Source organism: Acidaminococcus sp. HCP3S3_H5 (assembly GCF_052122235.1).
Lineage (GTDB): Bacteria > Bacillota > Negativicutes > Acidaminococcales > Acidaminococcaceae > Acidaminococcus.
The window spans coordinates 25,024-52,016 of sequence record NZ_JBQKCS010000005.1; the positions used below are offsets into that span (position 1 = coordinate 25,024).

Below are 26,993 nucleotides of genomic sequence, written 5' to 3' on the forward strand. Positions count from 1 at the left end.
GAAAACCTGGCTCCAGGGAGTTTTCCACAGGAAAGGGAGTTTTCCACAGAAAGTTATCCACAGGTGTGGACAACTTTGGGGAAAACCCCGGAAATACAGGCCGGACGGGGGATTTGTGAACGTGCGTTCTGTGGACAAAGGGATGCTGGGAAGCCGCAGCCTTGCATCTCCTTTCGCAATTTCCTATAATGGAACCAACTGCAGCGCCGGGAAAACCGGCGGAAGGAGGAAACTTATGAGCAAATGCCGCATTGCCATTACGGCGGATACCTATCCTTATGCATCGGAGGTGACCAACCTGGTGGAGGCGCCTTTTGCCCCCCGGGGACTGGTGGAAGTGATTGCCCGGCTGGGGGCCATCCCGGTGGTGCTTCCAGATGTGCCCGGAGCCCGGGGGGAGGACTATGTGGACCTGTTCGACGGGCTGATCATCCCCGGAGGGCCGGACGTGGATCCCACTCTGTTCGGGGAGGAACCCAAGTGGAAGATCGGCCGGACCAACTACAAACGGGATCTGTTCGAACTGGAGCTGTTCCGGGCCTTCTACCAGGCCGGAAAACCCATTTTCGGCATCTGCCGGGGCTGCCAGCTGATTAACATCGCTCTGGGAGGGAATGTGTACCAGGATCTGCCCAGTGAGGATCCCCAGTGCACCATCCGTCATTCCCAGGGGGCACCGGGAGGGTATCCCACCCATCATGTGACTTTAGTTCCCGGCAGCAACCTGTTTGAGTCCCTGGGAGAAAAGGCTTATGTAAACTCCCGGCACCATCAGGCCATCCACCGGGTCGCAGAGGCCCTGGAAGTCACCGCCGTGGCTCCTGACGGGGTCCAGGAAAGCGTGGAATCCCACGACCACAAGCAGATAGTAGCCGTCCAGTGGCATCCGGAAAACATGTGGCAGGAGCATCCGGAACAGCTGAAGCTGTTCGAGGATTTCCTGGCACGGGTAAAAGAAAAGGTGTGAAGCGCTGCTTCACACCTTTTCTTGTCAGCGGTCAATGGCCGCTGACCGCTGACAGGGCTGCTGCGTACCCAGCAGCCCTGTTTATCTATCCGTACTTCTCCTTCCGTACATCACGCCCTTGTCCTTGTACATCTTCCGGTCCACCTGGGTGATGATCTGGTCCACGTCAGGGATGGGGGTCCGGCAGGTAACGGCGCCCAGGGCCACGCTGATGCCCCGGGCTTTGTACCGGTCCTTCAGGCTGTGGATCAGCTCATCAGCCTCTGCTGGAGCGTCGATTTCCCGGATCAGGAGGAATTCATCGCCCCCCATCCGGAACACCTTTCCCAGGCCTTTCATTTCGTCCAGTACCTGGGCGGCGGAACGGATCAGCCGGTCTCCCGCTTCATGGCCCTGGGTGTCGTTGACCCGCTTCAGGCCATTGATGTCCCCGAACACAAAGACCAGATCCTGTCCACTGGGCAGGGAGGCTATGGTGTCGTGGAAGGCATACCGGTTCCCCAGGCCGGTGAGCTGGTCCGTCCGGCTGTTGGCCTGGAGGGTCCGCCGGTTGTTCCGGATCCGGAGCATAATGGCAAAGAACCGGGTCAGGGTGGCCAACAGCAGGCTGGCGGACCGGAAGGTATCCGGGGTGGGGTTCACCACTTCCGTATACCCCAGGGACCGTTCCCCCTGGGTGAGATGGCCGGACACAATGCTGCGGATCCCGGGAATCCGGAGATGGAAATCCGGTTGTTTGGCCAGCAGCTGGGGCATATCCGGGATCAAGGCCAGTTGTTCCTTGTCAAAGGAGTTGTACAACAGTTGTACGTCTTTTTTGGGTACGTGCTGGAGCTGATCCTTCATGGGTTCCAGCCCTTTCCGGACCCATTCATAGGTGGCGCTCACCGTGTCATCGGGGCCTTCCTCAAAAATGTAGAACCGTTCCGCTCCCATGTTTTCCGCCAGTTGGATGATCATTTTCTGGATCCCCAGGTCCGGATCTTCTTCCCGGAGACCGATGGCAATCGCGTCATTGGCGGCGGCTTCCCGGAAGATCAGATCGTTCCGGGCAATGTCCATATCCACATATTCCTTCAGGTTCAGGGCCATGGAGAAGTGGAGCACCCGCCCCCGCCAGGGTACCAGAGTATCCCGGACCAGAAGGTCCAGGCCGGATTTCACACTGTGATGGGTGGCGGTGTGGAACCGGTCCTGCCGGAGGATGGACAGGGGACAGTAGGCACAGGGGGCCTTCTGTCCTTCCAGCAGTTCGTAGCATTTTTTCTCTTTATACTCCCGGGGCCCGTCCACGTGGTAGGCCTTTTGGGCAGCCTGGTTCATGTAGACCATCTCATAGGTTTCCGGATCGCTGATCATCACCAGTTCGTCCATGGTGTCGAATTTTTCCCGGTCAAAGACGATCCGGTCTCCGATGAACACCGATTCCCCGTACCGCTGATCCCGGGATTCCTTCAGCCGTTCCGTGAGAAGGGCCAGCAGGTTGTCCAGGTTGTCCACTTCCGATCCCCGGGCCAGGGCATACTGGAGGTACAGGGTGCAGCTGTAGCCGTCCACTTCCGTAATGCTGTGGATGGCCTGGGTCAGCTTTTGGATCTGGCTGTCCAGCTGGTCCTTCAGGGTGGTCTTGGTAAAGCCCAGGAAGCAGCAGCTGCCGATGTGAGCCAGGGAAATGGTGGGAAGATGGAGATGCTGGAAGGTTTCTACCACTTTGGTCAGCAGTTTCCGGCCCGCTTCCGGCCCGTAGGTCCGGCGGAACTGGTCGAATTCCGGGATGTCCAGCAGGAAGGCGGCATAGTCATCCTGCTGGTACCGCCAGGAATCCGTATATTGGAGGCCGGCTTCCAGCATGCCCCGGTAGCTGAGAAAGCCGGTTTCCGGATCTTTCAGATTCAGGTCCCGGATCAGTTCCGCCTGGGCGGGATAGTTCTCCAGATCGTCAAAATAGCCCAAAAGTCCCACAATCTGATTCCCTTTGTACAGAGGGGATTTGGTGGCTACAATGGGATGGGGGACTCCCCGGACAATGCAGGTCCCCAGGTGCTGGGTAATGGTCCGGCCCTGATGCACCACCTCTTCCTCATCGTTCTGAAAGGTGCCGGGCATGGGGTGCCAGCCCATTTCCTCGTCGGTTTTCCCCAGGATGTCCTTTTCTTCCAGGCCGTAGAATTTCAGGAAGGAGCGGCTGGCACCCCGGAACCGGCGCTGGCTGTCCTTCCAGAAGAATTTCAGGGGGGAGGTGCGCACCGCATTCCACAGCAGGGTCTGGTAGTCGTGTTCCGTCTGGGGTATCTTTTCCAGAGGGACTCCCAGGGACATGTTGAACAGAGGCAGTTCTTTCCGGCGGGTGGTCAGATCCTTCCGTTCCCACACATTGTCCTGGACGGTCAGCAGGATGTTCCGGGTGGGATCTTTGTACAGGAACATGGCATGGAAAATCATCCACCGGTAGTTTCCGTCAGGCCGGCGGATCCGGAACTGGTCCTTGGCATCCACCCGGCCCTGTTCCCGGCCCTGGGCGTGGAGACTGTCCGGATCTGTGAACTGGAGAAATTTTTCCCGGTCGTCCGGATGGACGAATTTCTTGGCGTAGCGGGCCAGGAAGCCGGCAATGTCCGGATAAACGGCGTCACTGTTCAGGGAAGGCACGGAGCTTTGGAGCACCTGGACCTGGTCTTTCCCGATATCCAGATACATCAGGGAGTCGTACATGAGCACCAGGTTCCGGAACAGTTTGTCCAGTTTGTGGTGGAGCCGGGTGTTTTTGTCAAAGGTGATGTTCTGGATTTCCAGCCGGCCCAGACAGAACTGGGGATTGCCCATGATTTTCCGGGCCTTGATCCGGATGTACTGGCCGTTGTCCACATATACCAGGGAATGGGTGGCGGTGCTGTCCGCCACCTGGTCCAGGAACATCCGGAACTTGTCCCGGAAGGGATAGGCGGGATCCAGCAGGTTCTCATTGGCTTCTTCCAGGGAATGGGTGCCCACACTGGCCAGAACCTTCTGGTAGGCCTCGTTGATGTACAGCAGGGTGGCGTATTTCCGGGTATATCGGAACAGGCCCAGGGGGGCTTCGGACACCACGTTCATGAGACCGGCCTGTTCATAGCACTGGTTTTCCAGGCTGTTTTCCGGCTTGATGTGCATTTTCATCAGATGGGTCAGGAGCTTTTCGTAGGGCAGGGGACGGCTGTAGTAGAATCCTTGGATCTTTTCACAGCCGATCTTTTTCAGGAAGGCCAGCTGTTCTTCCGTTTCCACGCCTTCTGCCAGGGTATGGACTCCCAGGGTCTTGGCCATGAGCACGATGGAGGTGATGATTTCCTTCCCCTTGTCGTTCAGGTTCTTCAGGAAGGCCTGATCGATCTTCAGCTCATCGAAATGGTAGTTGTGGAGCACGTTCAGGGAGGAGTAGGCACTGCCGAAATCGTCCAGCCAGATTTTGTAGCCGCTGTTGTGGAATTTCTGGAGGGTCTGGAAAATGTGGGAGGAATGCTGGACCAGAGCGCTTTCCGTCACTTCAATGCACAGGAAGTTCCGCTGGAGCCCGTATTTCCGTACCACTTTTTCCACCAGCTGGAAGGGGTCGGTGACCAGGAAATCCACCCGGGAGAAGTTCACGGAAATGGGGATCATGGGCTGGTGGTTCCGCCGCTGTTCCCGGAGCAGTTTGCCGGCCTGGCTCAGTACATACTGATCCAGCTGGTGGATCAGCCGGGCTTCTTCCAGGATGGGCACAAAGATCCCCGGAGAGATCATCCCCCGTTCCGGATCGATCCATCGGGCCAGGGCCTCCAGGCTGCACAGTTTGCCCGTAAGGCTCCGGATAATGGGCTGGTAGTACACCTGGATCTGGCCGGACTGGAGTGCCCGGGAGAAGTTTTCCAGCACAAAGACCCGGGTCTCCTGCTGGGCGGCCAGTTCCGGGGTATAGACAGCCCAGGACTGGATGGCGTTTTTCTTGATGGAATCGCAGGCGAATTTGGCCATGTCGAAGGCATGGCGCAGATCCGTCAGGGAAGTTTTTTCATTGGGGGGATAGATTCCTGCCTTCAGCTGGATGGTGGGGTTGCCGGTGCACTGGTCCACCTGCCGGGCGGCTTCCTGGAGTTTGTCCCGGAGCTTTTCCGCCGGAGCCAGGAGCACAAATCCGTCCCCGGTAAGCCGGGTCATCAGCTGGCCCGGGAACAGGGACTGGAGAATGCTGGCCACGGACCGGAGCAGGTTGTCCCCGGCCTGGATCCCCCAGGTGGCATTGTACAATTTGAAGTTGGTCAGGTTCAGGTATACCGGGTTGTAGGATTTCAGTCTGCCCTGGGCCTTTTTTTCCAGGGACAGGTTCAGGGCAGTCTGGTAGAAGGCACGGACCCCCATAAGCCCGGTGACCGGATCCTGTTTCCGGACCAGCACTTTCTGGGAGCTGCTCACCAGGTTCATGATCCATACGGTACCCACCTGGGGCAGGGTGCCTTTGGACAGGGTCCCTTCTATCCGCCGGAAATGGCCTTCCCGGGTCTTGATCCGGAAGGTCAGGTAAATCTGGGTCATGCCGGTTTCCTGGTGAGAGACAGCGGCGGCCTTCTGGCCCAGGGTTTCCAGGGGCTGGTAGTCTTCCGGATCCACCATGCCCTGGAAGGTGCCTCCGGTAAGGACCTGGAATTCCTCTTCAGTGGTGCAGGAATACAGGGACAGGAAGCCCGGGTTCACAAAAAGGATCTGTTCTGATCCCTGGGTGGTAAAAAGACAAATCCCGCTGGGCAGGGTATCGTAAAAACTGTGGAGTTCCTGGAATTTGCCCGGTGTATTCAAAAAAATCCCCCTCTTTGCCTGTGACAGATCCGGAAACCGCTGTGGAAGCAGTGTGTCCGGTCATATGTCCATAATCATATCCTTATATTATACTCCATCTGGAGGGTTCTGCCAGAAAAAGTTAACTGGGGATGTTAATTGCCAGCGGAAAGAAAAAAATTCTGATCACCCTTTACAAAAAAGAAAAAATTTGCTAAAATACAATCTATCTGATGCGGGCATAGTTCATTGGTAGAATGAAAGCTTCCCAAGCTTTAGAGGTGGGTTCGATTCCCATTGCCCGCTCCATATTGAAAGACGGAAGGCTGTTGCTGAGGCAACAGCTTTTTTTGTTTTCTCAGGAGCCAGGGTATGATATAATAATCTTTTACAGAAAACGAATTTGATTTGTCTGGAAGAAACGGGAGGAAGACATGGCGGAGTACAATTTACTGCAGAAAAAGATCCTGGCGGACGGCATCATCAAAAGCGGGGATGTGCTGAAGGTGGACAGTTTCCTGAACCACCAGATCGATGTGCCCTTCATCAGCAAGCTGGGAGAAGAATTCTATCAGCTGTTCAAGGACCGGCCCATCAGCAAGATCCTGACCATCGAGGCTTCCGGCATCGGCATTGCCTGCCTGACGGCAGTCCATTTCCGGGTGCCGGTGGTGTTTGCCAAGAAAAGCGCCGGCAGCAACATGGACAAAGAAGTGTACAGCACGGAAATCAGATCCTTTACCCACAACAAGGTGAACCATGTAATCGTTTCCAAGAAGTATCTCAACGCAGGAGACCATGTGCTGATCATCGATGACTTCCTGGCCAACGGCTGCGCGGTGGAAGGCCTTATCGACCTGGTCCACCAGGCCGGCGCCGAAGTGGAAGGGGTGGGCATCGCCATCGAAAAAGGTTTCCAGGGAGGCGGGGACGCCCTGCGGAAGAAAGGTTATGATGTAAAGAGCCTGGCTATCATCGAAAAGATGGATGCGGCCACCGGCACCATCGTATTCCGGTAAGGGGGCGCCATGGAAGAAGAAAAAATCCAGGAACCGGCCCAGACTGGCACTGACCCGATTTACCAGTTTGATGGAAAAATCTCCCTGAAGAAAGCGGCGCCTTTCGGACTCCAGCATGTACTGGCCATGTTCGTGGCCAACATCGCTCCCATCCTGATTGTCACCGGGGCGGTAAAGATGCCTACGGAACAGGCGGCGGCCCTGATCCAGGCGGCCATGATCATGGCCGGGGTAGGGTCCCTGTTCCAGATGTTCCCGGTGGGGCCTCTGGGCAGCCGGCTGCCCATTATCATGGGGATCAGCTTCACCTTTGTGTCCACCTTCTGCGTCATCGGAGCCAAATACGGCTATGGGGCCATCCTGGGGGCGGCTCTGGTAGGGGGCTGTCTGGAAGGGTGCCTGGGGCTCATTGCCCGGTGGTGGCGCCGGTTCATCCCTCCCATTGTGTCCGCCAGCGTGGTGACCTCCATCGGGTTCTCCCTGCTGGGGATCGGGGCCAATTCCTTCGGAGGCGGCTTCGGGAATCCCCATTTCGGGGAAGCTCCCTACATGATCGTGGGTACCGTGACCCTGGTTTCCTGTCTGCTGTTCAACATCAAGGCCAAATCCTTCTACAAGCAGCTGTCCGTGCTGTTTGGCCTGGTGGTAGGGTACATCACCGCCTTTTTCTACGGTATGGTGGATCTGTCCAAGATCAGTTCCGCCGGGCTGTTTTCCCTGCCCCAGCCTCTGCCCTATGGGCTGGAATTCCATCCGGATGCCATTTTTTCCGTATTCCTGATTTTCCTGGTGTCTGCCACGGAAACCCTGGGGGATACCTCTGCCTTGACGGTGATGGGCTTCGGCCGGAATGCCACGGATAAGGAAATCGAAGGGTCCATCGGAGTGGACGGGTTCATCAGTGCCCTGTCCTCCCTGTTCGGCTGTCTGCCTATTACGTCCTTCAGCCAGAACGTGGGGCTCATTGCCATGACCCATGTGGTGAACCGGAAGGCCGTGGCCAGCGGGGCCGCCATTATGATCCTGGCCGGACTGTTCCCGGTGCTGGGAGTGATCCTGGCTTCCCTGCCGGAAGCGGTGCTGGGAGGATGCACCCTGATGATGTTCGGGTCCATTGTGGTCAGCGGGGTCCGGATGCTGGGCAGCTGCGGCTACAGCCAGCGGAACATGATCATCGCTGCCCTGAGCCTGTCCATCGGCATCGGCTTCACCCAGAATCCCTCCATCTTTAAGATTTTCCCGGACCTGATGAAAAGCGTCTTCGCAGAAAACTGCGTGGCGGTAGTGTTCGTGGTGGCCGTAGTGCTGAATCTGATTCTGCCGGATGAGATGAAATAAGGGCTGCTGCACGCAGCGTGCAGAAGCCCGGTCGCGGCCCGCGACCAGAAGGCTCCTCACGTTAGCGTGAGGAGCCTTCTTTTTTATTCGAAACAACCGGTTGTTTAACCGGTTGTTTTCCTTTATTCGCCGCCTGGTTCAGCTTTTCCACCCATTGGGCTCCGTTGTCCCCATACTGGAGGCTCATGATCCGCTGGCCGCCGAAGTAGAGATTGCTGCCATCCTGTTCAGCAGAAGGTTGTGTATTGGGTTGTTCGTGGTAGACTTTGGCCAGGCTGCCGGCCACCAGGTAGGTCCGCTCCCGGCTGCTCATATCCCCTCCGGGCTGGACCAGCCCCAGGTCCTTTTTGTTCACCAGGATGGCTCCGGTCTTTTTGTCCACATTCACATGTTTTCCGCTGTATTCATACAGCCGCTGGGTATACTTGTCCCGGCGGGATCCGTTGTTGGGATGGTCGCTGGGCATGAAGATGGTGCCCAGGAAGGTTTCCCGGTTGTTGCCCATCTTTTCCATTACCCGCTGCCACAGGGCACTGCCGGCTCCCGGGTTGTATCCGGCTTCCGTGGCGTAGGTGAAGCCCAGCTCATCCGCTTTCTTTTCCATAGGCAGGGTCACCAGCTTGGCACTGCCCAGGTTGGCCAGCAGGTTGGTGCCCACTGCTTCCAGCATATTGCTCTGGCTGCCGGCCACGGCTGCCAGAAGGGCAATGGGGAAGGTACGCTTCACTCCGTTGGCCGGGTCGTGCTGCTCCCCGTGACCCAGTTCATGGCCCAATACAAAGGCCAGTTCGTCCTCGTTGTAGTTCAGGGTGGTGAACAGGCCCATGTTTACGGATACATTGTGGCCCAGGGTGCAGTAAGCATTGAATTTGGTGCTGTCGTTGACAAAATAATGATAGGGATTCTTTTCGATGGAAGGATCAGTCTTGGCAATGGCGGCGGACAGCCGGCCCATGACCCGGTCCAGCATGGCATTGGCTTCCGGATCCTCATTGACCCCTTCCTGCTGCTTGATCTGATTCAGGTATTCTCCCCGGCCCTTGCCGTCCAGGTAGGCCACCTGCTTGTTCAGCATGCTGTACTGGGCGGACACCAGGACGATGGAGCCGATGGCATTGCTCCAGTCAAAGGCTTCCGCTGCCGGCAGGGCGGACAGGGTCAGGGATGTGGTCAGGACCAGGCCGGACAGGGCCAGGGCCAGCTTTTTCTTCAGGTTTCGGGTGTGCAGACAGATCATGGGAATTCCCCCTCCAAAGGTAACAGAAAATATATAAACAACCATAAAACAACCATTGTTTTATACCAAAACAACCGCATACAACCTTGAAAAATCCGGGAAACCTGTCACTTCCTCTGTCTGGATGACCTACATATGATATAATTGTTTCTATAGATTATAGAACAAGGAGAACCAGAAATCCATGAAAAAAATACTCTTTCTGACCACTGGCGGCACCATTGCCTGTACGGTAACCGATGAAGGCCTGGAACCTACCCTGAAGGGAGAGGACATCCTGAAACAGGTGCCGGAACTCCGGACCCTGGGAGAGATCACCGTCCGGGATCTGACCCTCCTGGACAGCAGCAATCTGGAACCGGCCCACTGGAGCGCCTGGGCCCGGCTGATCGGGGACAATTACAGCGATTATGACGCTTTTGTGCTCACCCACGGCACCGATACCCTGGCCTATACCTCCAGCGCCCTGTGCCGGATGCTGATCAATCTGGGGAAGCCGGTGGTGCTCACCGGGGCCCAGGTCCCCCTCAGCCTTACCAACAGCGATGCCCGGAGCAACCTGGAACTGGCTTTTTCCGTGGCGGCCAGCGGTCTGCCCGGGGTGTTCGTGGCCTTCGGGAACAAGGTGATCAAAGGGGACTGCGCCAAGAAGATCTTCACCCGGAACCCCAATGCCTTTGAAAGTGTCAATGAAGCTCCCGTACTGTATTTCGGCAAGGAGGGGGTCAAAAAGAACCTGCCCAGCCGGGAAAACGTGGGTGGCTTCCGGGTGGAAGAGAAACTGGAACCCCGGGTGATGGCGGTGACCATGACTCCCGGGCTGAAACCGGATATCATCGATTATGCGGTGGACCGGGGCTACAAGGGCCTGGTGCTGGAATGCTACGGAGCCGGCGGGGTGAATACGGACCAGCAGAACTTCCTGCCGGCCATCCGCCGGGCCATCAAAAAAGGCGTCCGGGTGGTGTGCGTCAGCCAGTGCCTTTTTGACGGGGTGGATCTGTCCCTGTATCCCATGGGGATCCTGGCGGCCCAGGCCGGAGTGGAATCCGGGGGCCCCATGACCCTGGAAGCGGCCGTGACCCGGCTTATGTGGAGCCTGGCCAACGAAACAGAAGAAGCATAAAGGAGGGAATCGTATGGCCGGAGATGCCAAAGCCCTGGTATCCCAGTTCCTGCAGGCCTGGCAGCGGGAACGGGACCATAAAATCAAGATCTGCCTCTTCGGGCAGCCGGGAGCCGGGAAAAGCTCTCTGATCAATGAACTGGCCGGCCAGCGGGTGGCCCGGGTGAGCCAGGCCACGGACACCACCCGTCAGGCCCAGATCGTGGAGTGTCCGGATGTGATCTATGTGGACCTGCCCGGCTATGACACCAGCCTGTTCCCGGAAAATGCTTATTTCAGCGCCTTCAATCCTCTCCAGTACGACCTGTTCCTGTGCGTGTTCGCCGGAAAGCTCCATGAGGCGGATGTGGAATTTTTCGGGAAGATCGCCCGGACCGGTCGGGTGTGTCTGTTTGTCCGGAACAAATGCGACGGGCTCTACGATCCTTCCTGCAGCCGGGAAGAGCTGGAGGAGAAGATCACCCGGGATGTCCACCATCTGGTGGGACCCCGGGAACAGGTGGTATTCACCAGCTGCCGGCGGAACCGGCCGGCGGCGGAACGGGGGATCCTGGAACTGGAACGGGCCATGGGGGCGCTTTTGCCGGAAGCCCAGCGGGACCGGTTCTTCCGCCATGCCAAAGCCTATACGGAAGAAGCCCTGCTGGTGAAGCGGAAGGCGGCGGAACGGTCCCTGAAGAAATTCATGGTCCTGGCGGCGGCCAACGGCCTGAACCCGGTGATCGGCATGGACGCGGCCCTGGACAGCCAGATCCTGAAAAGCCTGTACCGGGCCATCCGGGAAGCCTTCGGAGTCAGCGAAAAGGAAGTCCAGCCGGAAGGGCCCAGTTCCCAGGTGGTGAAGAAACTGGCGGAAGGAGTCACCGGAGAACGGGTAACCAAGGGGCTGACCTGGCTCCTGCGGAAAAAGGCCTCCGGGAAAGTGGCCAAAGTGATCCCGGTGGTGGGGGGCGCGGCAGTAATGGGCTTCAACGCCGGAAGCATGTACTTTTTAGGTGAAAAATACATCGATGCCTGCTGGGAGTACGCCCTGGAACGGCTCCAGGCGGAAATCCAGATGGGGGAACCATGACAAAAGACGGAAATGCCATCAGAGAAAAACTGAAGAACCTGGATCAGGAGAATGTGACCATTGTGCTGTTCGGACAGCCGGGCTCCGGGAAGTCCAGCCTGATCAATGCCATCTGCGGCTACCAGGCGGCCCCGGTGGGGGTGGAAACGGACACCACCCGGGAGCCGTTGTTGGTGGAGCACGGGGATGCCACCTTTATCGATCTGCCGGGCTATGGGACAAAATCCTTTCCCTGGAATGAGTTCATAGAACAATTCCATCTTTTCAAGTATGATATGTTCCTGTGCGTATTCTCCGACAAGCTCCACCAGGGGGATACGGAACTGTTCCGGCAGCTGACCGCCCAGGGCAAGTCCTGTATCTTTGTCCGGAACAAGACGGACCTGATCTATGAGGAGGGGCTGAGCCTGGAGGAAAGCGAAGAGGCCATCCGCCGGGATGTGGCCGGACAGCTGGGCCGGGAAGACTTTGAACTGGTCTTTGTGTGTGCCCGGAAGGATGCCCCTTCGGGGCTGGATGAACTGAATGACGCCATCATCCGGAAAATGCCTGCGGCCCGGCGGGAGAAGTACATCCTCACCGCAGAGGCCCGGACCCGGCAGCAGCTGGATGCCAAACGGGAAGCGGCCCGGAGCTATGTGCGCCGGAGTTCCACCTACGCCGCCTACAACGGGATCAATCCCATCATCGGGGTGGATGCGGCAGTGGACCTTCTGATCTTGTACCAGATGTACGGATGCATCCGGGATGCCTTCGGGATCACCCCGGAACTGATCCACGGCAGCCGGAAGGTGTCTCTCCGGGACAAGGCCATGGTCCTGGGGGGCATGAGCAAGGAAGGGATCAAGGTGATCATCAAGACCCTGGGCCGGAAATTCGCCGCCCGGAGTTTCCTGAAGGCGGTGCCGGTGGTGGGCCAGGCAGCTTCGGCTCTCCTGGGGTACCAGCTGGTGCGCCAGGCAGGGCTCACCTATATCGATGCCTGCTATGAACTGGCCCGGGAACGGCTTCTGGACGAGCTGGACGCCCGACGGGACAAGCCGGGGAAGAAGTAAAACAACCTGTGTCCGGCAATGGTTGTACAACAGTTGTTTAAGAAAAAGGGAGGTCGAAACCTATGAATCTGGAACCCTATGAAAAGGAACTGGAGAAACTGAATGCCTGTATCTGGGACTTTGCAGAACTGAAATTCCAGGAATTCCAGTCCGCCCAGGCTATGGAGGATCTGCTGGAGCGCCACGGTTTCCAGGTGACCCGGGGACTGGCCCACATGCCCACCGCCTTTGTGGCGGAATACGGCAGCGGGAAGCCGGTGATCGCCATCCTGGGAGAATATGATGCCTTGAGCGGTCTCAGCCAGGAAGACGGGATCTGGGAGGAGAAGCCCCGGGAAGGGAATCCCAACGGCCACGGCTGCGGCCACTGCCTTCTGGGCACAGCGGCAGTGGGGGCAGGCCTTCTCCTGAAGGATTACCTGGCTGCCCATCCCGGCCGGGGAACCGTACGGGTCTATGGATGCCCGGCGGAAGAAGGGGGCAGCGGCAAAACCTACCTGACCCGGGAAGGGGCTTTTGCTGACGTGGATGCAGCCCTTACCTGGCATCCCGGGACCCAGAACGAAGTGATGGTGGGATCCAACCAGGCCAACATCCAGGCGGCCTTTACCTTCCGGGGCCGGGCGGCCCATGCGGCGGCTGCTCCCCAGAACGGCCGGAGCGCCCTGGACGCGGTGGAACTTATGGATGTGGGAGTCAACTACATGCGGGAGCATATGGCGGATTATGATCGGGTCCACTATGCCATCCTGGACACCGGCGGGGTTTCACCCAACGTTGTACAACCCAAGGCGGAAGTGCTGTATCTGGTCCGCTCCCGGACCAATGAAGAGACCAAACGGCTGTATGACCGGGTGGTGAACATTGCCCGGGGGGCGGCTCTCATGACGGAAACGGAGCTGTCCGTCCGGTTCGACAAGGCAGTGTCCAACCTGGTGCCCAACCGGACCCTGGGAAAAGTGCTGCATGATGCCATGGTCCAGGTGGGCGCTCCCCTCCGTACGGAAGCGGAAAAAGCCTTCCTGAAGAAGTTCCAGGACCAGCTGGCTCCGGAACGGGTGTGGCAGGATCCCGGGATGGCGCCTTTCCCGGATCCGGAACTCCGGGAGGAACTGATCCGGAAGGACCCCACCGGAGCCTATATCCTGCCCTACCAGCCCACCAACGCGGTGGCCATGGGGTCTTCGGATACCGGGGATGTAAGTTATGTGACTCCTCTGGCCCAGTTTGCCGCCGCCTGCTTTGCCATCGGCACCAGTGCCCATTCCTGGCAGTGGGTGGCCCAGGACAAGGGCACCGTGGCCCTGAAGGGCTGCTTCTTCGCTGCCCGGGTGCTGGCGGAAGGGGCCCGGACCCTTTATGAACAGCCGGCGGTGCTGCAGGAAGCCCGGGCCGAACTGGAAAAGCGTATGGCCGGCCGCACTTACCAGTGTCCCATCCCTCCGGACGTGATGCCCAGAGGGTATGGAAAATAAGGGTGCTGCTGCAGAGACAGCAGCCCCATACACAAAGGAGGTTGATACCATGTTCCGTCCCATGCGGCGATTCAAACAGGCCCTTCCGGAAGAGGAATGCCGGAAGGTGCTGGAAGAGGAAAAACGGGGGACCCTGGCTCTGGCCGGGGATGAGGGATATCCCTATGCCCTGCCCATCAACTATTATTACCACCGGGAAACCGGCCGGATCTATTTCCACGGAGCCGGGGAAGGCCACAAGATCGATGCCATCCGGCGCTGTGACAAAGTGTCTTTCTGCGTCCACGATGCCGGAGTGAAGCTCCCGGGGGACTGGGCTTACACAGTCCGGTCGGTGATCGTGTTCGGCCGGCTCCATGTGCTGGAGGATCCGGAACGGGCCATGGCCCTTTTGCGGCAGATCGGCCTGAAATACTACCCTTCGGCGGAGGAAGTGGACCAGGTGATGGCCCGGGCGGCCAGCCGGGTGACCATGCTGGAACTGGTGCCGGAACACATTACCGGGAAACGGGTCCATGAAAAGTAAAAAAATCAGTCATTTTCTCCTCTTTTCTTTGTAAATATATTGACACCCTCCCTTTTTCCTCTTATAATGATATGAGCTGTCAAACGATTTACTTATTATAGATCTTGACGTATCTTTGGAGGCAAGGGAGGGTTAGGAACATGAAGAGAACTTTTCAACCGAATAACAATCGGAGAAAAAAGACTCATGGCTTCAGAGAAAGAATGAAGACTCTGGGTGGTAAACAAGTCTTGAAAAGAAGACGTGCAAAAGGCAGAAAGAGATTGTCTGCATAAAGATCAAGATAGGCCGCTCTTCGCGGCCTATTTTACTACAAGGCAGGTGCAGGACTTTGGAACAGAATGTTCCTCCAATGAAATATACCCAGGCCAACCGGGTCAAGTCCCACCAGCGGTTCCAGGAGGTCTATGAAAAAGGCCGTTCCTTTGCGGACCGGTACGGGGTCTTTTACGTGCTCCCTTCCGAAAACGGAGAGAACCAGCTGGGGACGGCTGTGGGCAAAAAGCTGGGACATGCTGTGCTGCGGAACCAGGTAAAGCGCCGGATGCGGGAGGTGTTCCGGAAGGAACAGGCCCGTCTGAAGGGGAAACACGCCATTGTCTGGGTAGCCCGTCATCGTCTGGCACACGCTCCCTATGAAGTTTACGAGGAAGTTTTCCGGCGGCTGGCCAGAAAGGCCGGGCTGCTGTAAAACCCCGGAGGGTCTATGAAAACAATTGCCATTGCCCTGATCCGTTTTTATCAGGTATGGATTTCTCCCTGTTTTCCGCCCCGGTGCAGGTTCGTACCCACCTGTTCCCAATATGCGCTGGAGGCAGTCCGGAAATACGGGTTCCTGAAGGGATCCTTTCTGGCTGTGAAGAGAATACTCAAATGTCATCCTTTCCACAAGGGAGGATATGATCCTGTACCGTAACGGACAGGAAGAAAAGGAGTCGAACTTTGGAAATTTTAAGCTCGTTTGTCCAACAGGTTGTGGCCCACATCTATGAACTGACCCGTCTTATCGGTGAACCCAGCTACGGCCTGGCCATCATCATCATGACCATCCTGATCAAACTGATCCTGTGGCCCCTTACCGCCAAACAGATTTCGTCCACCCGGGCCATGAGCCGGATCCAGCCCAAGATGAAGGAGCTGCAGGCCCGGTACAAGGATGACAAGGTGACCCTGAACCAGAAAATGTCCGAACTGTACAAGGCCGAAGGGGTGAACCCCCTGGCAGGCTGCCTGCCTCTCCTGATCCAGATGCCCATCATGATCGGGATTTTCTATGGCATCCGGGATTTCCAGTATGCAGGCCCCAGTTCCTTCCTGTGGATGCAGAGCATTGCGGATCCGGATCCCTATTACATCCTGCCCATCCTGTCCGCACTGACCACTTTTATCCAGTCCAAACAGACCATGCCGGCTTCTGACAATCCCCAGGGGAAGGTCATGCTGTATTTCATGCCCCTGTTCATCGGGTACATCAGCTTCAAGTTCCCGGCGGGCCTGGTGCTGTACTGGGTAGTCATGAACATTATGCAGATTGGACAGCAGTTCCTGCTGGACCGGAAGAAATAAGAAGACAAAACAGGTGCCTCGGGGCCTGTAAGGAGGCTTGAAGATGAACATGGTGGAAAAGACGGGCAAAACCGTCGAGGATGCAGTGAAGGCAGCGCTGGCCGAACTGGGCGTCAGCCGGGACCAGGCGGAGGTGGAAGTCCTGGAAGAATCCAAACCTTCCCTCCTGGGCCTGTTCGGAGGCCGGGATGCCAAAGTCCGGGTAACGGTGAAGGAAGCGGAACCGGAAGCTCCGGCGGCTCCGGAAGCAGCGGAAGCCCCTGTGGAGAAGACGGAAGCGGTTCCCCAGGAGGATGCCAAGGCTCCGGAGGACCGGGAAGAGGAACGGCAGGCGGCAGCAGCGGCAGCCAAGGCCTTCCTGGAAGAAATCTTCCGGGCCATGGGCATGGATCTGCTCATCGAAAAATTCATCAGCCGGAAGGATGAGGAAATCATCCTGAAGATCCACGGGGACGGCATCGGCGTGCTGATCGGCAAACACGGCCAGACCCTGGATGCCCTCCAGTACCTGACCAACCTGGCCGGGAACCGGGGACGGAAGAACTGGAACCGGATCATCCTGGATGCGGAAAACTACCGGGAACGCCGGCGGGAAACCCTGGAACGGCTGGCCCGGAACCTGGCGGACCGGGTGAAACGGACCCGGAAAAAAGCCATGCTGGAACCCATGAATCCCTACGAACGGAAGATCGTACACATGAGTCTCCAGAACGATCCGGCGGTGACCACTTACAGCGAAGGGGAAGAACCTTACCGGAAAGTGGTCATTGATTTGAAATAATGGAACTGCATGAGGGGGTGCTGCACATGAAAAGCGGATATGCAGCACCCCCGTCAATGGTCAATGGTCAGTGGCCGGATGATAAAATTTGCAGGCAAATTTTTTTGGATTGAATCAAACCTGGTCTTAAAATAGACAGTCATTGCTAGAGTAAGCACGATATGTTTTTGCATAATAAAAGAATCTGTCTGACAGGACAGATTCTTTCCTTCGGCAATTGACCATTGACAATTGACAATTGACAAGGGGTTGTTGCTCAGGCAACAACCCCTTTTTTTGGAGGAAAAAAAGATGGATGATACAATCAGTGCCATTGCCACTGCCCTGGGGGTGGGCTCCATCGGGGTGATCCGGATCAGCGGGCCCCACAGCCTGGCCATTGCAGACCGGCTGTTCGACGGCCGGGAAAAGCTGGGGAAGGAAAACGCTCGGAAGTTGTTGTACGGCCATATCCGGGACGGCAAAGGCCAGGTGGTGGATGAGGTGCTGGCAGTGTACATGCCCGGCCCCCATTCCTATACCGGGGAGGATGTGTGCGAGATCCAGTGCCACGGAGGACGGGAAGCCCTCCAGGAGATCCTGTCCCTGACCTTCCAGGCAGGGGCCCGGCCGGCGGAACCGGGGGAATTCACCAAACGGGCCTTTTTGAACGGCCGTCTGGACCTGGCGGAAGCGGAAAGCGTCATGGACATCATCAACGCCCGGAGCCGGCAGGCCCTGGCGGCAGCCAACCGGGGCCATCAGGGCGGTCTGTCCCGGCAGGTGAAGGCCCTGCGGAAGAAGCTCCGGGATCTGGTGGTCCAGCTGGAAGCCTGCATCGACTATCCGGAAGACGATATTGAAGAAGTGACCTATGACCGGACTGTGTCCATCCTGGAAGAAGGAAAACAGGCGGTGGAGACCCTGGTACGCCGGGGCACTGCCGGACGGATCCTCCGGGAAGGGCTGCGGACTGCCATTGTGGGCCGGCCCAATGTGGGGAAATCCAGCCTGCTGAACAGCCTGCTCCAGGCGGACCGGGCCATTGTTTCCAACATCCCCGGCACCACCCGGGACATCATTGAAGAACAGATGACCATCGGAGGGATCCCTCTGGTGCTCACCGATACTGCCGGGCTCCGGGACACCAGCGACCTGGTGGAAAAGATCGGGGTGGAACGGTCCCGGGCGGCCCTGGAAGATGCCCAGCTGGCCCTGGTGGTGCTGGACGGCTCCCAGCCGCTGGATCCGGAGGACCGGCAGCTGCTGGACAGCCTCCGGGACCGGAAGAAACTAATCCTGGTGAACAAGGCGGACCTGCCTCTGGCCCTGGACGTGGAAGCCCTCCGGAAAGCCTGTGGGGACAGGGATGTGATCGTCCTGTCCGTGAAGGAAGGCCGGGGCCTGGACCAGGTGGAACAGTGGCTCCGGGATTTCGTGTACGGGGAAGGCTCTGACAGCGAAAGCAGCAGCATGACCCAGAACGCCCGGCAGCAGAACCTGCTGGAAAAGGCCCTCCAGAGCCTGGAGGATGCCCTGACAGGGGCCCGGCAGCACCTGCCCTATGACTGTCTTACCATCGACCTGACCCAGGCCCTCCATGACCTGGGGGAGATCACCGGGGAAGATGTGCCGGATGAAATCATCGATGAGATTTTTGCCCAGTTCTGTGTGGGCAAGTAAAAGCGGAGGAAAACAGCATGATCGTAGTGGATCATTATGATGTGGTTGTTGTGGGAGCCGGCCATGCAGGGTGCGAAGCGGCTCTGGCAGCAGCCCGGATGGGACAGAAGACCCTTCTGGCTACCCTGTCCATGGACAATATCGCCCTGATGCCCTGCAACCCTTCCGTAGGGGGACCGGCCAAGGGACACCTGGTCCGGGAAATCGACGCCCTGGGCGGGCAGATGGGCCTGGCGGCAGATGAGGCCTGCATCCAGATGCGGATGCTGAATACCGGGAAAGGGTATGCGGTCCAGGCGCTCCGGGCCCAGGCGGACAAGCCTTTGTATCACACCATCATGAAGGAAGTGGTGGAAAACCAGGACAACCTGGATGTGAAGCAGCTGATGATCGACAAGCTGCTGGTGAAGAACGGCCAGGTCCAGGGGGTGGAAGCGGAAACCGGGGAAGTGTTCGAAGCGGATGCGGTGATCCTGTGCACCGGTACCTATCTCCGGGGGAAGATCCTCTACGGGGAAGTGGCCTACATGTCCGGCCCCATCGGCCAGCGGTCCGCCATGAAGCTTACCGGGTCCCTCCAGGAAGCGGGACTCCAGCTCATGCGGTTCAAGACCGGCACCCCTGCCCGGGTGGATGCCCGGACCCTGGACTACACCAAGATGGAACCTCAGTACGGGGATGAACGGGTCCGGAACTTCTCCTTCATGAGCACCATCACCACCCGGAACCAGGTGCCCTGCTATCTGACCTACACCAATCCCCGGACCCATCAGATCATCCGGGACAACCTGGACCGGAGCTGCATGTTCAACGGCATGATCGAAGGGGTGGGGCCCCGGTACTGCCCCAGCATCGAATCCAAGATCATCCGGTTCGCCGACAAGGACCGGCACCAGCTGTTCCTGGAACCGGAAGGGCTCCGGACCAACGAAGTGTATGTCCAGGGCATGAGCTCTTCCCTGCCGGCGGAGATCCAGGTGGCCTTCATGCAGACCATCCCGGGGCTGGAACACTGCAAGATGATGCGGGCCGGCTATGCCATCGAATATGACTGCCTGGATCCTCTCCAGCTGAAAGCCAACCTGGAACACAAGGCCATCAGCGGCCTGTTCAGTGCCGGCCAGGCCAACGGCACCAGCGGGTATGAAGAAGCCGCTGCCCAGGGCCTTATGGCCGGGATCAACGCAGCCCTGAAGCTCCAGGGGAAGAAGCCCCTGATCCTGAAACGGAGCGATGCCTACATCGGGGTGCTCATCGATGACCTGGTGACCAAGGGGACCACGGAACCCTACCGGATGATGACCAGCCGGGCGGAATACCGGCTGCTCCTCCGCCAGGACAATGCAGACCTGCGGCTGACCCAGAAGGGCCGGGATGCGGGGCTGGTCACCGATGAGCGGTATGACGCCTTTACGAAGAAGCGGGACATCATTGAACGGACCCTGGCCAATCTGTCCAAGATCAACCTGGCCCCCAGCGAGGAAAACCAGGAAAAGATCACCGGCCTGGGATCCACGGCCCTCCGGAGTTCCATCAATATGCTGGATCTCCTCCGGCGGCCGGAAGTGACCTATGAAAAACTGGCGGACGCCTTCGGCCTGGAAAAACTGCCGGTGGATGCGGCGGAACAGGTGGATGTGCAGGTGAAGTACCAGGGCTATATCCGGAAACAGAAACAGGAAGTGGAACGGGCCCTGAAACTGGAAGACAAGCTGCTGCCGGAGGACCTGGACTACAGCCGGATCCAGGAACTGTCTTCGGAAGCCATGGAGAAGCTCACCAAACAGCGGCCGGTATCCATCGGCCAGGCCAGCCGGATTTCCGGGGTATCCCCGGCGGACATCAGCGTGCTGATGGTGTATCTGGAGACCCAGCGGCGGAAGGGAGAAGAAGCATGAGTTACCGGGAAACACTGAAACAGGCGGCAGAGGCTGTCGGCTTCCCTCTTACGGAAGGACAGCTGGACCAGTTCCAGCAGTATGGGGACCTGCTGCTGGAAACCAACAAAAGCCTGAACCTGACCGCCATTACGGATCCGGAGGAAGTGGCGGTGAAGCATATGGTGGACTCCCTGCTGGTGTACAACCGGGAAGCCTTTCACAACCACACCATTGTGGACGTGGGAACAGGGGCCGGTTTTCCGGGACTGCCCCTGAAGATCTATGATCCGGGGATGCGGGTGACCCTTATCGATTCCCTCCAGAAACGGCTGAACTTCCTGGGTCAGGTGGTGGAGACCCTGGGCCTGGGGCAGGTCCGGCTGGTCCACGGCCGGGCGGAAGATGCCGGGAAGGATCCGGCTCTCCGGGAGAAATTCGATGTGGCGGTGGCCCGGGCGGTGGCGGCTCTGCCGGTGCTGGCGGAATACTGCCTGCCACTGGTCCGGGTAGGCGGAGTGTTCTACGCCATGAAGGGCAGCAAATACCAGGAAGAAGCGGATGCCGCCCGCCATGCAGTGGAAGTGCTGGGCGGAAAGATCCGGGAGGTCCGGCCGGTGCAGCTGCCGGGGCTCACAGACAAACGGGCCATCATCACCATAGAAAAAGTCCGCTCCACCCCGAAACAGTATCCCAGAAAAGCGGGGACGGCAGTAAAGAAGCCTTTGTAAGCGGCAAAAGAAAGGCAATGTTTCACGTGAAACATTGCCTTTTTTATAGTCGAGAGTCGGAAGTCTGAAGTCTGGAGCCTCAGGAAAGGATCTGCCTGGTTGGGCGGATCCTTTCGATTATATAGAACCGGACTCGAAATCGACCCGGGATATCATTTTGCCCAAAGGTTCTACACATTCAAAAATTTGCCTGCAAATTTATCCTTCGGCTCCTGACTTCAGACTCCGGACTTGAGCCGCCATGCGGCTCTACAGCTTGGGATTGTTGCACAGAACGTGCAACAATCCCATTTGTCACACAAACGTAACTTCTTTATGATATCCTAGGGGAGATACAACCGGAAGGAGGCTCCATCATGAACAAAAAAATTGCAGCTGCGGTACTTTCCGCCTATCTGCTGGGGGCAGGTACCGCTGCCCTGCCGGCTCAGGCCTTTGACCTGGGATCCGTGCTGAAACTGGGAGGCATCAGCTACCTGGTCAGCCGGTTCGGCGGGGAGATCAACACCTTCATCAACAAACTGACTCTCCAGAAAGGCCTGGATACCCACTACGCCACCAAAGTGGTGCCCATTCTCAGTATGGGCAGCGGAAGCTATATCGGGGCCGTCCAGGTGGTGGGCCCCAAAGCTCAAGTGGACAAGGTAAAAGCCGTGGGACAGCTGGAAGGAAAATTCCTCAGCGTGGCCCGGGTCAAGGCCATGATCCCCATCGACGCCACCAGCATCACCAACATCAACCGGGTTGACGGAGTGGGCGTGGGAGCCATTGTGGATTTTAAGCTGTGATAAGGTGTGAAAAGCAGGCTTTTCACACCGTCAATAGTCAATTGACCATTGACAATTGACATGGGGACAGCTTTTTGTCCCCCCCCAAAAAAATCGGAAAGGAATGATACCATGATCGACTCCCAAAAAATCACCAACCGTTTCCTGAACTACGTTTCTTTCGATACCCAATCCAGCGAAGAAAATGACCGAGAACTGCCCAGCACACCGGGCCAGATGGTGCTGGCCAGATTCCTGGCGGAAGAACTGAAAAGTCTGGGGCTTACGGATGTGTCCCTGGATGGCCAGGGGTATGTAATGGGCACCCTGCCGGCCACAGAAGGGATCACCGGTTCCACCGTGGGATTCATCGCCCATATGGACACCAGTCCGGAAGCTTCCGGCAAGGACGTGAAGCCCCTCCTGGTCCGGAACTATGACGGAAAAGACATCCTGTTGAACCGGGACAAACAGATCCTGTTTTCCACGGAAGATTTCCCGGAGGTCAAAAAGTACCGGGGCCAGGATATCCTGTTCACCGACGGCACCACCCTTTTGGGGGCGGACGACAAAGCCGGGGTGGCGGCCATTGTGACGGCTCTGGAATATTTCCGGGACCATCCGGAAATTCCCCACGGGACTCTCCGGGTGGGCTTTACCCCTGATGAGGAAACCGGCCGGAGCTCCTCTGCCTTCGATGTGGCAAAATTCGGGGCGGACTTTGCCTATACCGTGGACGGGGGCGAACTGGGAGGCCTGGAATATGAGAACTTCAACGCGGACAATCCGGTGATCACCTTCCACGGCCGCAGCGTCCACACTGGCTCCGCCAAAGGGAAGATGAAGAATGCCCTGACCCTGGCCATGGAATGGCAGCAGGCCCTGCCTGCCGGGGAAAAGCCGGAATATACCGAAGGGTACGAAGGATTCTTCCATGTACACAAGATCACCGGGGATGTGGAGACCTGCAAAATCCACATGCTGATCCGGGACCATGACAAAAAGCATTTTGAGGAACGGAAAGCCTTCCTGGACCGTCTGGCCGCTTTCCTGAATGAAAAGTACGGGGCCGGCAGCGTGGAAGTGGAGCATCGGGACATGTACTTCAACATGGGGGAAAAGATCCGGGACGGACACATGGCCGTAGTGGAACTGGCCAAAGAGGCCATGGAAGCCGTTGGGGTCACTCCGTCGGTGGATCCCATCCGGGGCGGCACCGACGGAGCCCGGCTGTCCTGGCGGGGTCTGCCCTGCCCCAACCTGTTCACCGGAGGAGCCAATTTCCACGGCCGGTTCGAATACCTCCCCATCCCCAGCCTGGTGAAAGCCTGTGAGACGGTGGTGGAAATCGGGAAGAGAGGATACAGGGTTTAGGGCCGTAAAACCGCATGAGGTTGTTGCTGCTATGTGCAACAACCTCATTTCTATGTTACAATATCCTACAGTGTCCCAAAAAGAAACGAAAGGAGTGGACCCTATGACCCGAGTCATTGCCGTGGCCAACCAGAAGGGCGGGGTGGGGAAGACCACCACCAGCATCAGCCTGGCGGCCTGTCTGGCGGAAAGCCGGAAAAAGACCCTGCTGGTGGACCTGGATGCCCAGGGAAACGCCACCAGCGGTCTGGGTATCGATAAAAGCAGCCTGGCCTGCTGCATGTACGATGTGCTGATCAACAATACGGAGCTGGACAGCATCATCCAGCCCACTGCCTGGAAGAACCTGTGGGTGGCTCCCGCCACCATGAACCTGGCAGGGGCGGAAATCGACCTGATCGAAAAGAAGAATCCCGCCAATGCCCTGAAGAAGCATCTGTCCAAAATAAAAGACAATTATGAATACGTAATCATCGACTGTCCTCCTTCCCTCAGTTTCCTGACGGTGAATGCCCTGACGGCGGCGGATGGAGTGCTGGTTCCCATCCAGTGCGAATTCTATGCCCTGGAAGGGGTGACCCAGCTGCTGGCTACGGTGGACCGGATCCGCCAGTCCACCAATCCGGACCTGGCCATTGAAGGGATCGTCATGACCATGACCGACAGCCGGACCAACCTGTCCAATGATGTGGTGGGCCAGGTGAAGGAACATTTCCCGGATCTTCTGTTCAAGACCATGATCCCCCGTTCCGTACGGCTGGGAGAGGCGCCCAGCTACGGCCAGCCCATTACGGTGTACGATCCCCACGGGAAGGCGGCAGAGGCTTACAGGAGCCTGGCAAGGGAGGTGAAGCGCCGTGGCCGGTAAGAAAGGCGGTCTGGGCATGACGGGCCTGGACAAGATGTTTGGAGGGCGCAGGACCAAGGCACCGGCTCCCAAACCGGTGGTGGAAGAAAAGAAAGCCGGGGAAACCGTAGGGGAAGTGGCCCTGAAGAATCTGAAGCCCAATCCCTACCAGCCCCGGAAGACCTTCGATCCGGACAAGCTCCGGGAACTGGAGGAAAGCATCCGGCAAAGCGGGGTGATCCAGCCTCTCATCGTCCGGAAAAAAGGCCGGCAGTATGAAATCGTGGCCGGAGAACGGCGCTGGCGGGCGGCCAAAGCCGCCGGGCTCACCAAAGTGCCGGTGGTGGTCCGGGAATACGATGACGGTGCCATGATGGAAGTGGCCCTGGTGGAAAACATGCAGCGCAGCGATCTGGATCCCATGGAAGAGGCCCGGGGCATCCAGAACCTGATGGAAAGCCTGGGGCTCACCCAGGAGGAGGCTGCGGCCAAGCTGGGGAAGAGCCGGGCTGCGGTGGCCAATGCCCTGAGGCTGCTGAAACTGCCTCCTGAGGCGGCGGAAATGGTCTCTGCAGGCAAACTTACCCCCGGCCAGGTACGGCCGCTCCTGGGACTGGATGCGCCGGAGAAAATCACGGAACTGGCCCGGAAGGCAGCGGAAGGAGGCTGGTCCGCCCGGGTGGTGGAAGAAGTGGCCAAGGCGGAACGGGAAGGGAAGCCCTGGCATCTGTATTTCCAGACGGAAGAGGACCTGATTCCTCCGGAAAAACCGGAAAAACAGAAGAAGGGCGGTAAGAAAGCCGCCGGCAGGGAAAGCCAGCCCCAGGATACGGATACCCATGCCTTCCAGGAAAAACTGATCCAGTATCTGGGGACCCGGGTGAAGATAGAACCGTTCAAAAAGGACAGAGGAGGACGGATCCTCATCGAATACTACGGGCCGGAAGATCTGGAACGGCTCTATGATCTGCTGAAAGGGCCGGAAAAAAACGTCGGCCGGAAAAAAACCGGCCGCTTTACCGTGTAGGAGGCGGCTATGGTGGGAATGGGAACGGTTGTGAATGTGGCCGCCATTGCAGGAGGCAGTCTGATCGGTCTTTTGGTGGGCCGGGGAATCAAGGAAAAATACCAGGAAACCGTAATCTACGGACTGGCTTTGTGTGTCATTGTACTGGGGATCCAGATGGCTCTCCAGGGGCAGCACATCCTGCTGACCATCATCAGTCTGGTGGTGGGCTCCATCCTGGGAGAAGCCCTGGGTATTGAGGAAAAACTGGAACAGGTGGGAACCCTCCTGGCTGAAAAATTCCAAAAATCCCGGAAGAAGGGGGATGCCGGGACGGACGCCTTTGTGGAAGGGTTCCTGAACGCCAGTCTGCTGTACTGTGTAGGGGCTATGGCCATTGTGGGGTCCATCCAGGACGGGCTGTCCGGGGATCCCACCACCCTTTACACCAAGGCGCTGATCGACGGTCTCAGCGGCATTATCTATGCTTCCAATTTTGGGGTCGGTGTCCTGTTCTCGGCTCTGTCCGTTGGGGTTTATCAGGGAATCCTTACCGCTCTGGCAGGATTCCTGGGGCCCTGGATGAGCCAGCTTGTGGTCCAGGAAGTTGCCGCCTGCGGCGGACTGATGATCCTGGGGATCGGCATCAACATGACTAAACTGTTGAAGATCCGGGTGGGAAACATGCTGCCGGGGCTGTTGGTGGTCGGCGTGGCTGCCGGAATTTTTTTCTAAAAAACCTTGCATTATTTGGACAAGTAGCGTATAATACAATTTATCGGGATTATAGCTCAGTTGGTTAGAGCGCATCGCTCACATCGATGAGGTCTACGGTTCGAATCCGCATAATCCCACCAATTGAAAATGAAAAGAAGCTGTTGCTCCGGCAACAGCTTCTTTTTTTATTTGTGCCAAAAGAAAAAAGAGGAAAAGGGCGGTGGGTTGGCAGCCGCGGGTTTCCTCCTTCAGCTGTTGACCATTGACTGCTGATCGGAGGCTGCTGCCTCTGCAGCCGCCTCCTCCCCTTTTTCCTGTAAACTCCTACACTTTTTTTATGCACTTTCCCCGTTAAGGCTGTTTTTTCCATTCCAAAACCGTTCTTCCTCTTGTTCCACGGGCCTTTCGGTGTTACACTCCTTCTGGAAACACAGTTTTTTACTCTATCGGAAATGAGGTCTTGCCATGTACACTTCTCAACTGAAACATTCCCTGGCTGCCGGGGCGGTTGTACTGGTCCTGGGCACTGCCGGCCTGGGGGCTGCCGCTCCTGCTGACGAAGGATCCGTCCAGATCCCCAACCCCATTGTCAGTTATGGAACCTATGGATCCGCCGCCCGTGTCCTGGGGTTTGCACCACTGACCCTTAGCCTGGATTCGGGGTACGCTCCAGATGGATTTTCCGTAATCGGAGGACGGTTCGCAGACTTGTCTTTTCTTCGTCTGGGACAGCCAGAGACCAAGGTGAGGATCCGCACAGGCTTGAAAAAAGAGATAAACAAAGAAGAATTAAGTGGAATATATGGAAAAGAATGGCATAAGCAACGTATAAATGAGACAAATGCGGAAATTGCCCAGCTGGGCCCCCCAATCCTACGCAGCCCGCTGGGAAACCGGGAACTATGTGTTCGCTGTCCAGGGAGAGGGGATGGAACCGGCAGCCTTCCGCAGCCTCCTGGCCAACAGCCTGGTGGAAGATACGGAACACTATTTCATCTCCATGGAAAAGAATCCAGAGAAAAACGAAAAGAAATCCATTTACAGCAGTTTGTAAAAAAA

At 57.6% G+C, this 26,993-nt stretch carries 24 protein-coding genes and 2 tRNA genes; 24 read left to right on the plus strand and 2 right to left on the minus strand.

Annotated elements, in window-relative coordinates; translation table 11 throughout:
• The first annotated feature begins 235 nt into the window (after positions 1 to 235).
• On the plus strand, positions 236 to 967 hold the full coding sequence (locus tag ACTQY5_RS06970; RefSeq protein ID WP_022488049.1) for a gamma-glutamyl-gamma-aminobutyrate hydrolase family protein: 732 nt from the start codon (positions 236 to 238) through the stop codon (positions 965 to 967).
• Positions 968 to 1,048: 81 nt separating this feature from the next.
• On the opposite strand, the gene ACTQY5_RS06975 is transcribed toward ACTQY5_RS06970, so the two are convergent.
• Positions 1,049 to 5,779 carry an EAL domain-containing protein gene (locus ACTQY5_RS06975; RefSeq protein ID WP_441368986.1) on the minus strand — a complete coding sequence of 1,577 codons (4,731 nt, stop codon included), beginning with the start codon at positions 5,777 to 5,779 and terminating at the stop codon, positions 1,049 to 1,051.
• A gap of 214 nt (positions 5,780 to 5,993) precedes the next feature.
• Here ACTQY5_RS06975 and ACTQY5_RS06980 point away from each other — a divergent pair.
• From ACTQY5_RS06980 to ACTQY5_RS06990, 3 genes are all read left to right on the plus strand, one after another.
• Positions 5,994 to 6,067: transfer RNA gene (locus tag ACTQY5_RS06980), tRNA-Gly, on the plus strand.
• A 125-nt stretch (positions 6,068 to 6,192) separates the two neighbouring features.
• Complete coding sequence (locus ACTQY5_RS06985; protein WP_022488046.1) at positions 6,193 to 6,777, plus strand: xanthine phosphoribosyltransferase; 585 nt, start codon at positions 6,193 to 6,195, stop codon at positions 6,775 to 6,777.
• Positions 6,778 to 6,786: 9 nt separating this feature from the next.
• Complete coding sequence (locus ACTQY5_RS06990; RefSeq protein WP_154487995.1) at positions 6,787 to 8,115, plus strand: uracil-xanthine permease family protein; 1,329 nt, start codon at positions 6,787 to 6,789, stop codon at positions 8,113 to 8,115.
• 61 nt (positions 8,116 to 8,176) lie between these two features.
• Here ACTQY5_RS06990 and ACTQY5_RS06995 read toward each other — a convergent pair whose 3' ends face one another.
• Positions 8,177 to 9,352, minus strand: coding sequence for a M48 family metallopeptidase (locus tag ACTQY5_RS06995; RefSeq protein WP_195839615.1), 1,176 nt, complete (start codon positions 9,350 to 9,352; stop codon positions 8,177 to 8,179).
• 184 nt (positions 9,353 to 9,536) lie between these two features.
• Between ACTQY5_RS06995 and ACTQY5_RS07000 the strand changes: the two genes are divergently transcribed.
• The 20 genes from ACTQY5_RS07000 (at position 9,537) to ACTQY5_RS07095 (ending at position 26,988) form a co-directional block, all read left to right on the plus strand.
• The gene (locus ACTQY5_RS07000; RefSeq protein ID WP_022488043.1) at positions 9,537 to 10,478 is read left to right on the plus strand and encodes an asparaginase; all 942 of its coding nucleotides are present in this window, start codon (positions 9,537 to 9,539) and stop codon (positions 10,476 to 10,478) included.
• Positions 10,479 to 10,491: 13 nt separating this feature from the next.
• The gene (locus ACTQY5_RS07005; protein ID WP_441368987.1) at positions 10,492 to 11,550 is read left to right on the plus strand and encodes a GTPase; all 1,059 of its coding nucleotides are present in this window, start codon (positions 10,492 to 10,494) and stop codon (positions 11,548 to 11,550) included.
• Positions 11,547 to 12,605: a GTPase gene (locus tag ACTQY5_RS07010; RefSeq protein WP_441368988.1), complete on the plus strand. Its 1,059-nt coding sequence runs from the start codon at positions 11,547 to 11,549 to the stop codon at positions 12,603 to 12,605. The genes ACTQY5_RS07005 and ACTQY5_RS07010 overlap by 4 nt, the downstream gene beginning before the upstream one ends.
• Before the next feature lie 62 nt (positions 12,606 to 12,667).
• Entirely contained in the window at positions 12,668 to 14,080 is a 1,413-nt protein-coding gene (locus ACTQY5_RS07015) for an amidohydrolase (RefSeq protein WP_288310329.1), read from the plus strand.
• Between the two features lie 49 nt (positions 14,081 to 14,129).
• Positions 14,130 to 14,606, plus strand: a complete 477-nt coding sequence (locus ACTQY5_RS07020) for a pyridoxamine 5'-phosphate oxidase family protein (protein WP_154487992.1) — start codon at positions 14,130 to 14,132, stop codon at positions 14,604 to 14,606.
• A 140-nt stretch (positions 14,607 to 14,746) separates the two neighbouring features.
• Positions 14,747 to 14,881, plus strand: coding sequence for a 50S ribosomal protein L34 (gene rpmH / locus ACTQY5_RS07025; RefSeq protein ID WP_075579283.1), 135 nt, complete (start codon positions 14,747 to 14,749; stop codon positions 14,879 to 14,881).
• 77 nt (positions 14,882 to 14,958) lie between these two features.
• Entirely contained in the window at positions 14,959 to 15,297 is a 339-nt protein-coding gene (rnpA, locus tag ACTQY5_RS07030; protein WP_022488038.1) for a ribonuclease P protein component, read from the plus strand.
• Between the two features lie 15 nt (positions 15,298 to 15,312).
• Complete coding sequence (gene yidD / locus ACTQY5_RS07035; protein ID WP_022488037.1) at positions 15,313 to 15,522, plus strand: membrane protein insertion efficiency factor YidD; 210 nt, start codon at positions 15,313 to 15,315, stop codon at positions 15,520 to 15,522.
• Between the two features lie 26 nt (positions 15,523 to 15,548).
• Positions 15,549 to 16,172 (plus strand): YidC/Oxa1 family membrane protein insertase, encoded by a 624-nt coding sequence (locus ACTQY5_RS07040; protein ID WP_022488036.1) that lies wholly within the window; start codon positions 15,549 to 15,551, stop codon positions 16,170 to 16,172.
• A gap of 43 nt (positions 16,173 to 16,215) precedes the next feature.
• Positions 16,216 to 16,953, plus strand: a complete 738-nt coding sequence (jag, locus tag ACTQY5_RS07045; protein ID WP_288310325.1) for an RNA-binding cell elongation regulator Jag/EloR — start codon at positions 16,216 to 16,218, stop codon at positions 16,951 to 16,953.
• Positions 16,954 to 17,244: 291 nt separating this feature from the next.
• On the plus strand, positions 17,245 to 18,615 hold the full coding sequence (gene mnmE, locus ACTQY5_RS07050; protein WP_022488034.1) for a tRNA uridine-5-carboxymethylaminomethyl(34) synthesis GTPase MnmE: 1,371 nt from the start codon (positions 17,245 to 17,247) through the stop codon (positions 18,613 to 18,615).
• Positions 18,616 to 18,632: 17 nt separating this feature from the next.
• Complete coding sequence (mnmG, locus tag ACTQY5_RS07055) at positions 18,633 to 20,513, plus strand: tRNA uridine-5-carboxymethylaminomethyl(34) synthesis enzyme MnmG (protein WP_022488033.1); 1,881 nt, start codon at positions 18,633 to 18,635, stop codon at positions 20,511 to 20,513.
• Positions 20,510 to 21,223 (plus strand): 16S rRNA (guanine(527)-N(7))-methyltransferase RsmG, encoded by a 714-nt coding sequence (gene rsmG, locus ACTQY5_RS07060; RefSeq protein WP_441368989.1) that lies wholly within the window; start codon positions 20,510 to 20,512, stop codon positions 21,221 to 21,223. The genes mnmG and rsmG overlap by 4 nt, the downstream gene beginning before the upstream one ends.
• A gap of 356 nt (positions 21,224 to 21,579) precedes the next feature.
• Positions 21,580 to 22,011, plus strand: a complete 432-nt coding sequence (locus ACTQY5_RS07065; protein ID WP_022488031.1) for a hypothetical protein — start codon at positions 21,580 to 21,582, stop codon at positions 22,009 to 22,011.
• Between the two features lie 111 nt (positions 22,012 to 22,122).
• Positions 22,123 to 23,364, plus strand: coding sequence for a peptidase T (gene pepT / locus ACTQY5_RS07070; protein WP_441368990.1), 1,242 nt, complete (start codon positions 22,123 to 22,125; stop codon positions 23,362 to 23,364).
• Between the two features lie 103 nt (positions 23,365 to 23,467).
• A complete protein-coding gene (locus tag ACTQY5_RS07075) occupies positions 23,468 to 24,232 on the plus strand; it encodes a ParA family protein (RefSeq protein WP_441368991.1) in 765 nt (254 codons plus the stop codon).
• A complete protein-coding gene (locus ACTQY5_RS07080; RefSeq protein ID WP_441368992.1) occupies positions 24,222 to 25,238 on the plus strand; it encodes a ParB/RepB/Spo0J family partition protein in 1,017 nt (338 codons plus the stop codon). Before ACTQY5_RS07075 ends, ACTQY5_RS07080 begins: the two co-directional genes overlap by 11 nt.
• Positions 25,239 to 25,247: 9 nt before the next feature.
• Positions 25,248 to 25,952 carry a DUF554 domain-containing protein gene (locus ACTQY5_RS07085; RefSeq protein ID WP_441368993.1) on the plus strand — a complete coding sequence of 235 codons (705 nt, stop codon included), beginning with the start codon at positions 25,248 to 25,250 and terminating at the stop codon, positions 25,950 to 25,952.
• Positions 25,953 to 25,997: 45 nt separating this feature from the next.
• Positions 25,998 to 26,074, plus strand: a tRNA-Val gene (locus tag ACTQY5_RS07090).
• A gap of 701 nt (positions 26,075 to 26,775) precedes the next feature.
• A complete protein-coding gene (locus ACTQY5_RS07095) occupies positions 26,776 to 26,988 on the plus strand; it encodes a hypothetical protein (protein WP_441368994.1) in 213 nt (70 codons plus the stop codon).
• Positions 26,989 to 26,993 lie beyond the last annotated feature (5 nt).

Excerpts from the sequence above, each read along its gene's own strand:
- ACTQY5_RS06970 (WP_022488049.1), top strand. The coding sequence starts at position 236 with ATGAGCAAATGCCGCATTGCCATTACGGCGGATACCTATCCTTATGCA.
- ACTQY5_RS06985 (WP_022488046.1), top strand. The coding sequence starts at position 6,193 with ATGGCGGAGTACAATTTACTGCAGAAAAAGATCCTGGCGGACGGCATC.
- ACTQY5_RS06990 (WP_154487995.1), top strand. The coding sequence starts at position 6,787 with ATGGAAGAAGAAAAAATCCAGGAACCGGCCCAGACTGGCACTGACCCG.
- ACTQY5_RS06995 (WP_195839615.1), bottom strand. The coding sequence starts at position 9,352 with ATGATCTGTCTGCACACCCGAAACCTGAAGAAAAAGCTGGCCCTGGCC.
- ACTQY5_RS07000 (WP_022488043.1), top strand. The coding sequence starts at position 9,537 with ATGAAAAAAATACTCTTTCTGACCACTGGCGGCACCATTGCCTGTACG.
- ACTQY5_RS07005 (WP_441368987.1), top strand. The coding sequence starts at position 10,492 with ATGGCCGGAGATGCCAAAGCCCTGGTATCCCAGTTCCTGCAGGCCTGG.
- ACTQY5_RS07010 (WP_441368988.1), top strand. The coding sequence starts at position 11,547 with ATGACAAAAGACGGAAATGCCATCAGAGAAAAACTGAAGAACCTGGAT.
- ACTQY5_RS07015 (WP_288310329.1), top strand. The coding sequence starts at position 12,668 with ATGAATCTGGAACCCTATGAAAAGGAACTGGAGAAACTGAATGCCTGT.
- ACTQY5_RS07020 (WP_154487992.1), top strand. The coding sequence starts at position 14,130 with ATGTTCCGTCCCATGCGGCGATTCAAACAGGCCCTTCCGGAAGAGGAA.
- rpmH (WP_075579283.1), top strand. The coding sequence starts at position 14,747 with ATGAAGAGAACTTTTCAACCGAATAACAATCGGAGAAAAAAGACTCAT.
- rnpA (WP_022488038.1), top strand. The coding sequence starts at position 14,959 with ATGAAATATACCCAGGCCAACCGGGTCAAGTCCCACCAGCGGTTCCAG.
- yidD (WP_022488037.1), top strand. The coding sequence starts at position 15,313 with ATGAAAACAATTGCCATTGCCCTGATCCGTTTTTATCAGGTATGGATT.
- jag (WP_288310325.1), top strand. The coding sequence starts at position 16,216 with ATGAACATGGTGGAAAAGACGGGCAAAACCGTCGAGGATGCAGTGAAG.
- mnmE (WP_022488034.1), top strand. The coding sequence starts at position 17,245 with ATGGATGATACAATCAGTGCCATTGCCACTGCCCTGGGGGTGGGCTCC.
- mnmG (WP_022488033.1), top strand. The coding sequence starts at position 18,633 with ATGATCGTAGTGGATCATTATGATGTGGTTGTTGTGGGAGCCGGCCAT.
- rsmG (WP_441368989.1), top strand. The coding sequence starts at position 20,510 with ATGAGTTACCGGGAAACACTGAAACAGGCGGCAGAGGCTGTCGGCTTC.
- ACTQY5_RS07065 (WP_022488031.1), top strand. The coding sequence starts at position 21,580 with ATGAACAAAAAAATTGCAGCTGCGGTACTTTCCGCCTATCTGCTGGGG.
- pepT (WP_441368990.1), top strand. The coding sequence starts at position 22,123 with ATGATCGACTCCCAAAAAATCACCAACCGTTTCCTGAACTACGTTTCT.
- ACTQY5_RS07075 (WP_441368991.1), top strand. The coding sequence starts at position 23,468 with ATGACCCGAGTCATTGCCGTGGCCAACCAGAAGGGCGGGGTGGGGAAG.
- ACTQY5_RS07085 (WP_441368993.1), top strand. The coding sequence starts at position 25,248 with ATGGTGGGAATGGGAACGGTTGTGAATGTGGCCGCCATTGCAGGAGGC.
- ACTQY5_RS07095 (WP_441368994.1), top strand. The coding sequence starts at position 26,776 with ATGCGGAAATTGCCCAGCTGGGCCCCCCAATCCTACGCAGCCCGCTGG.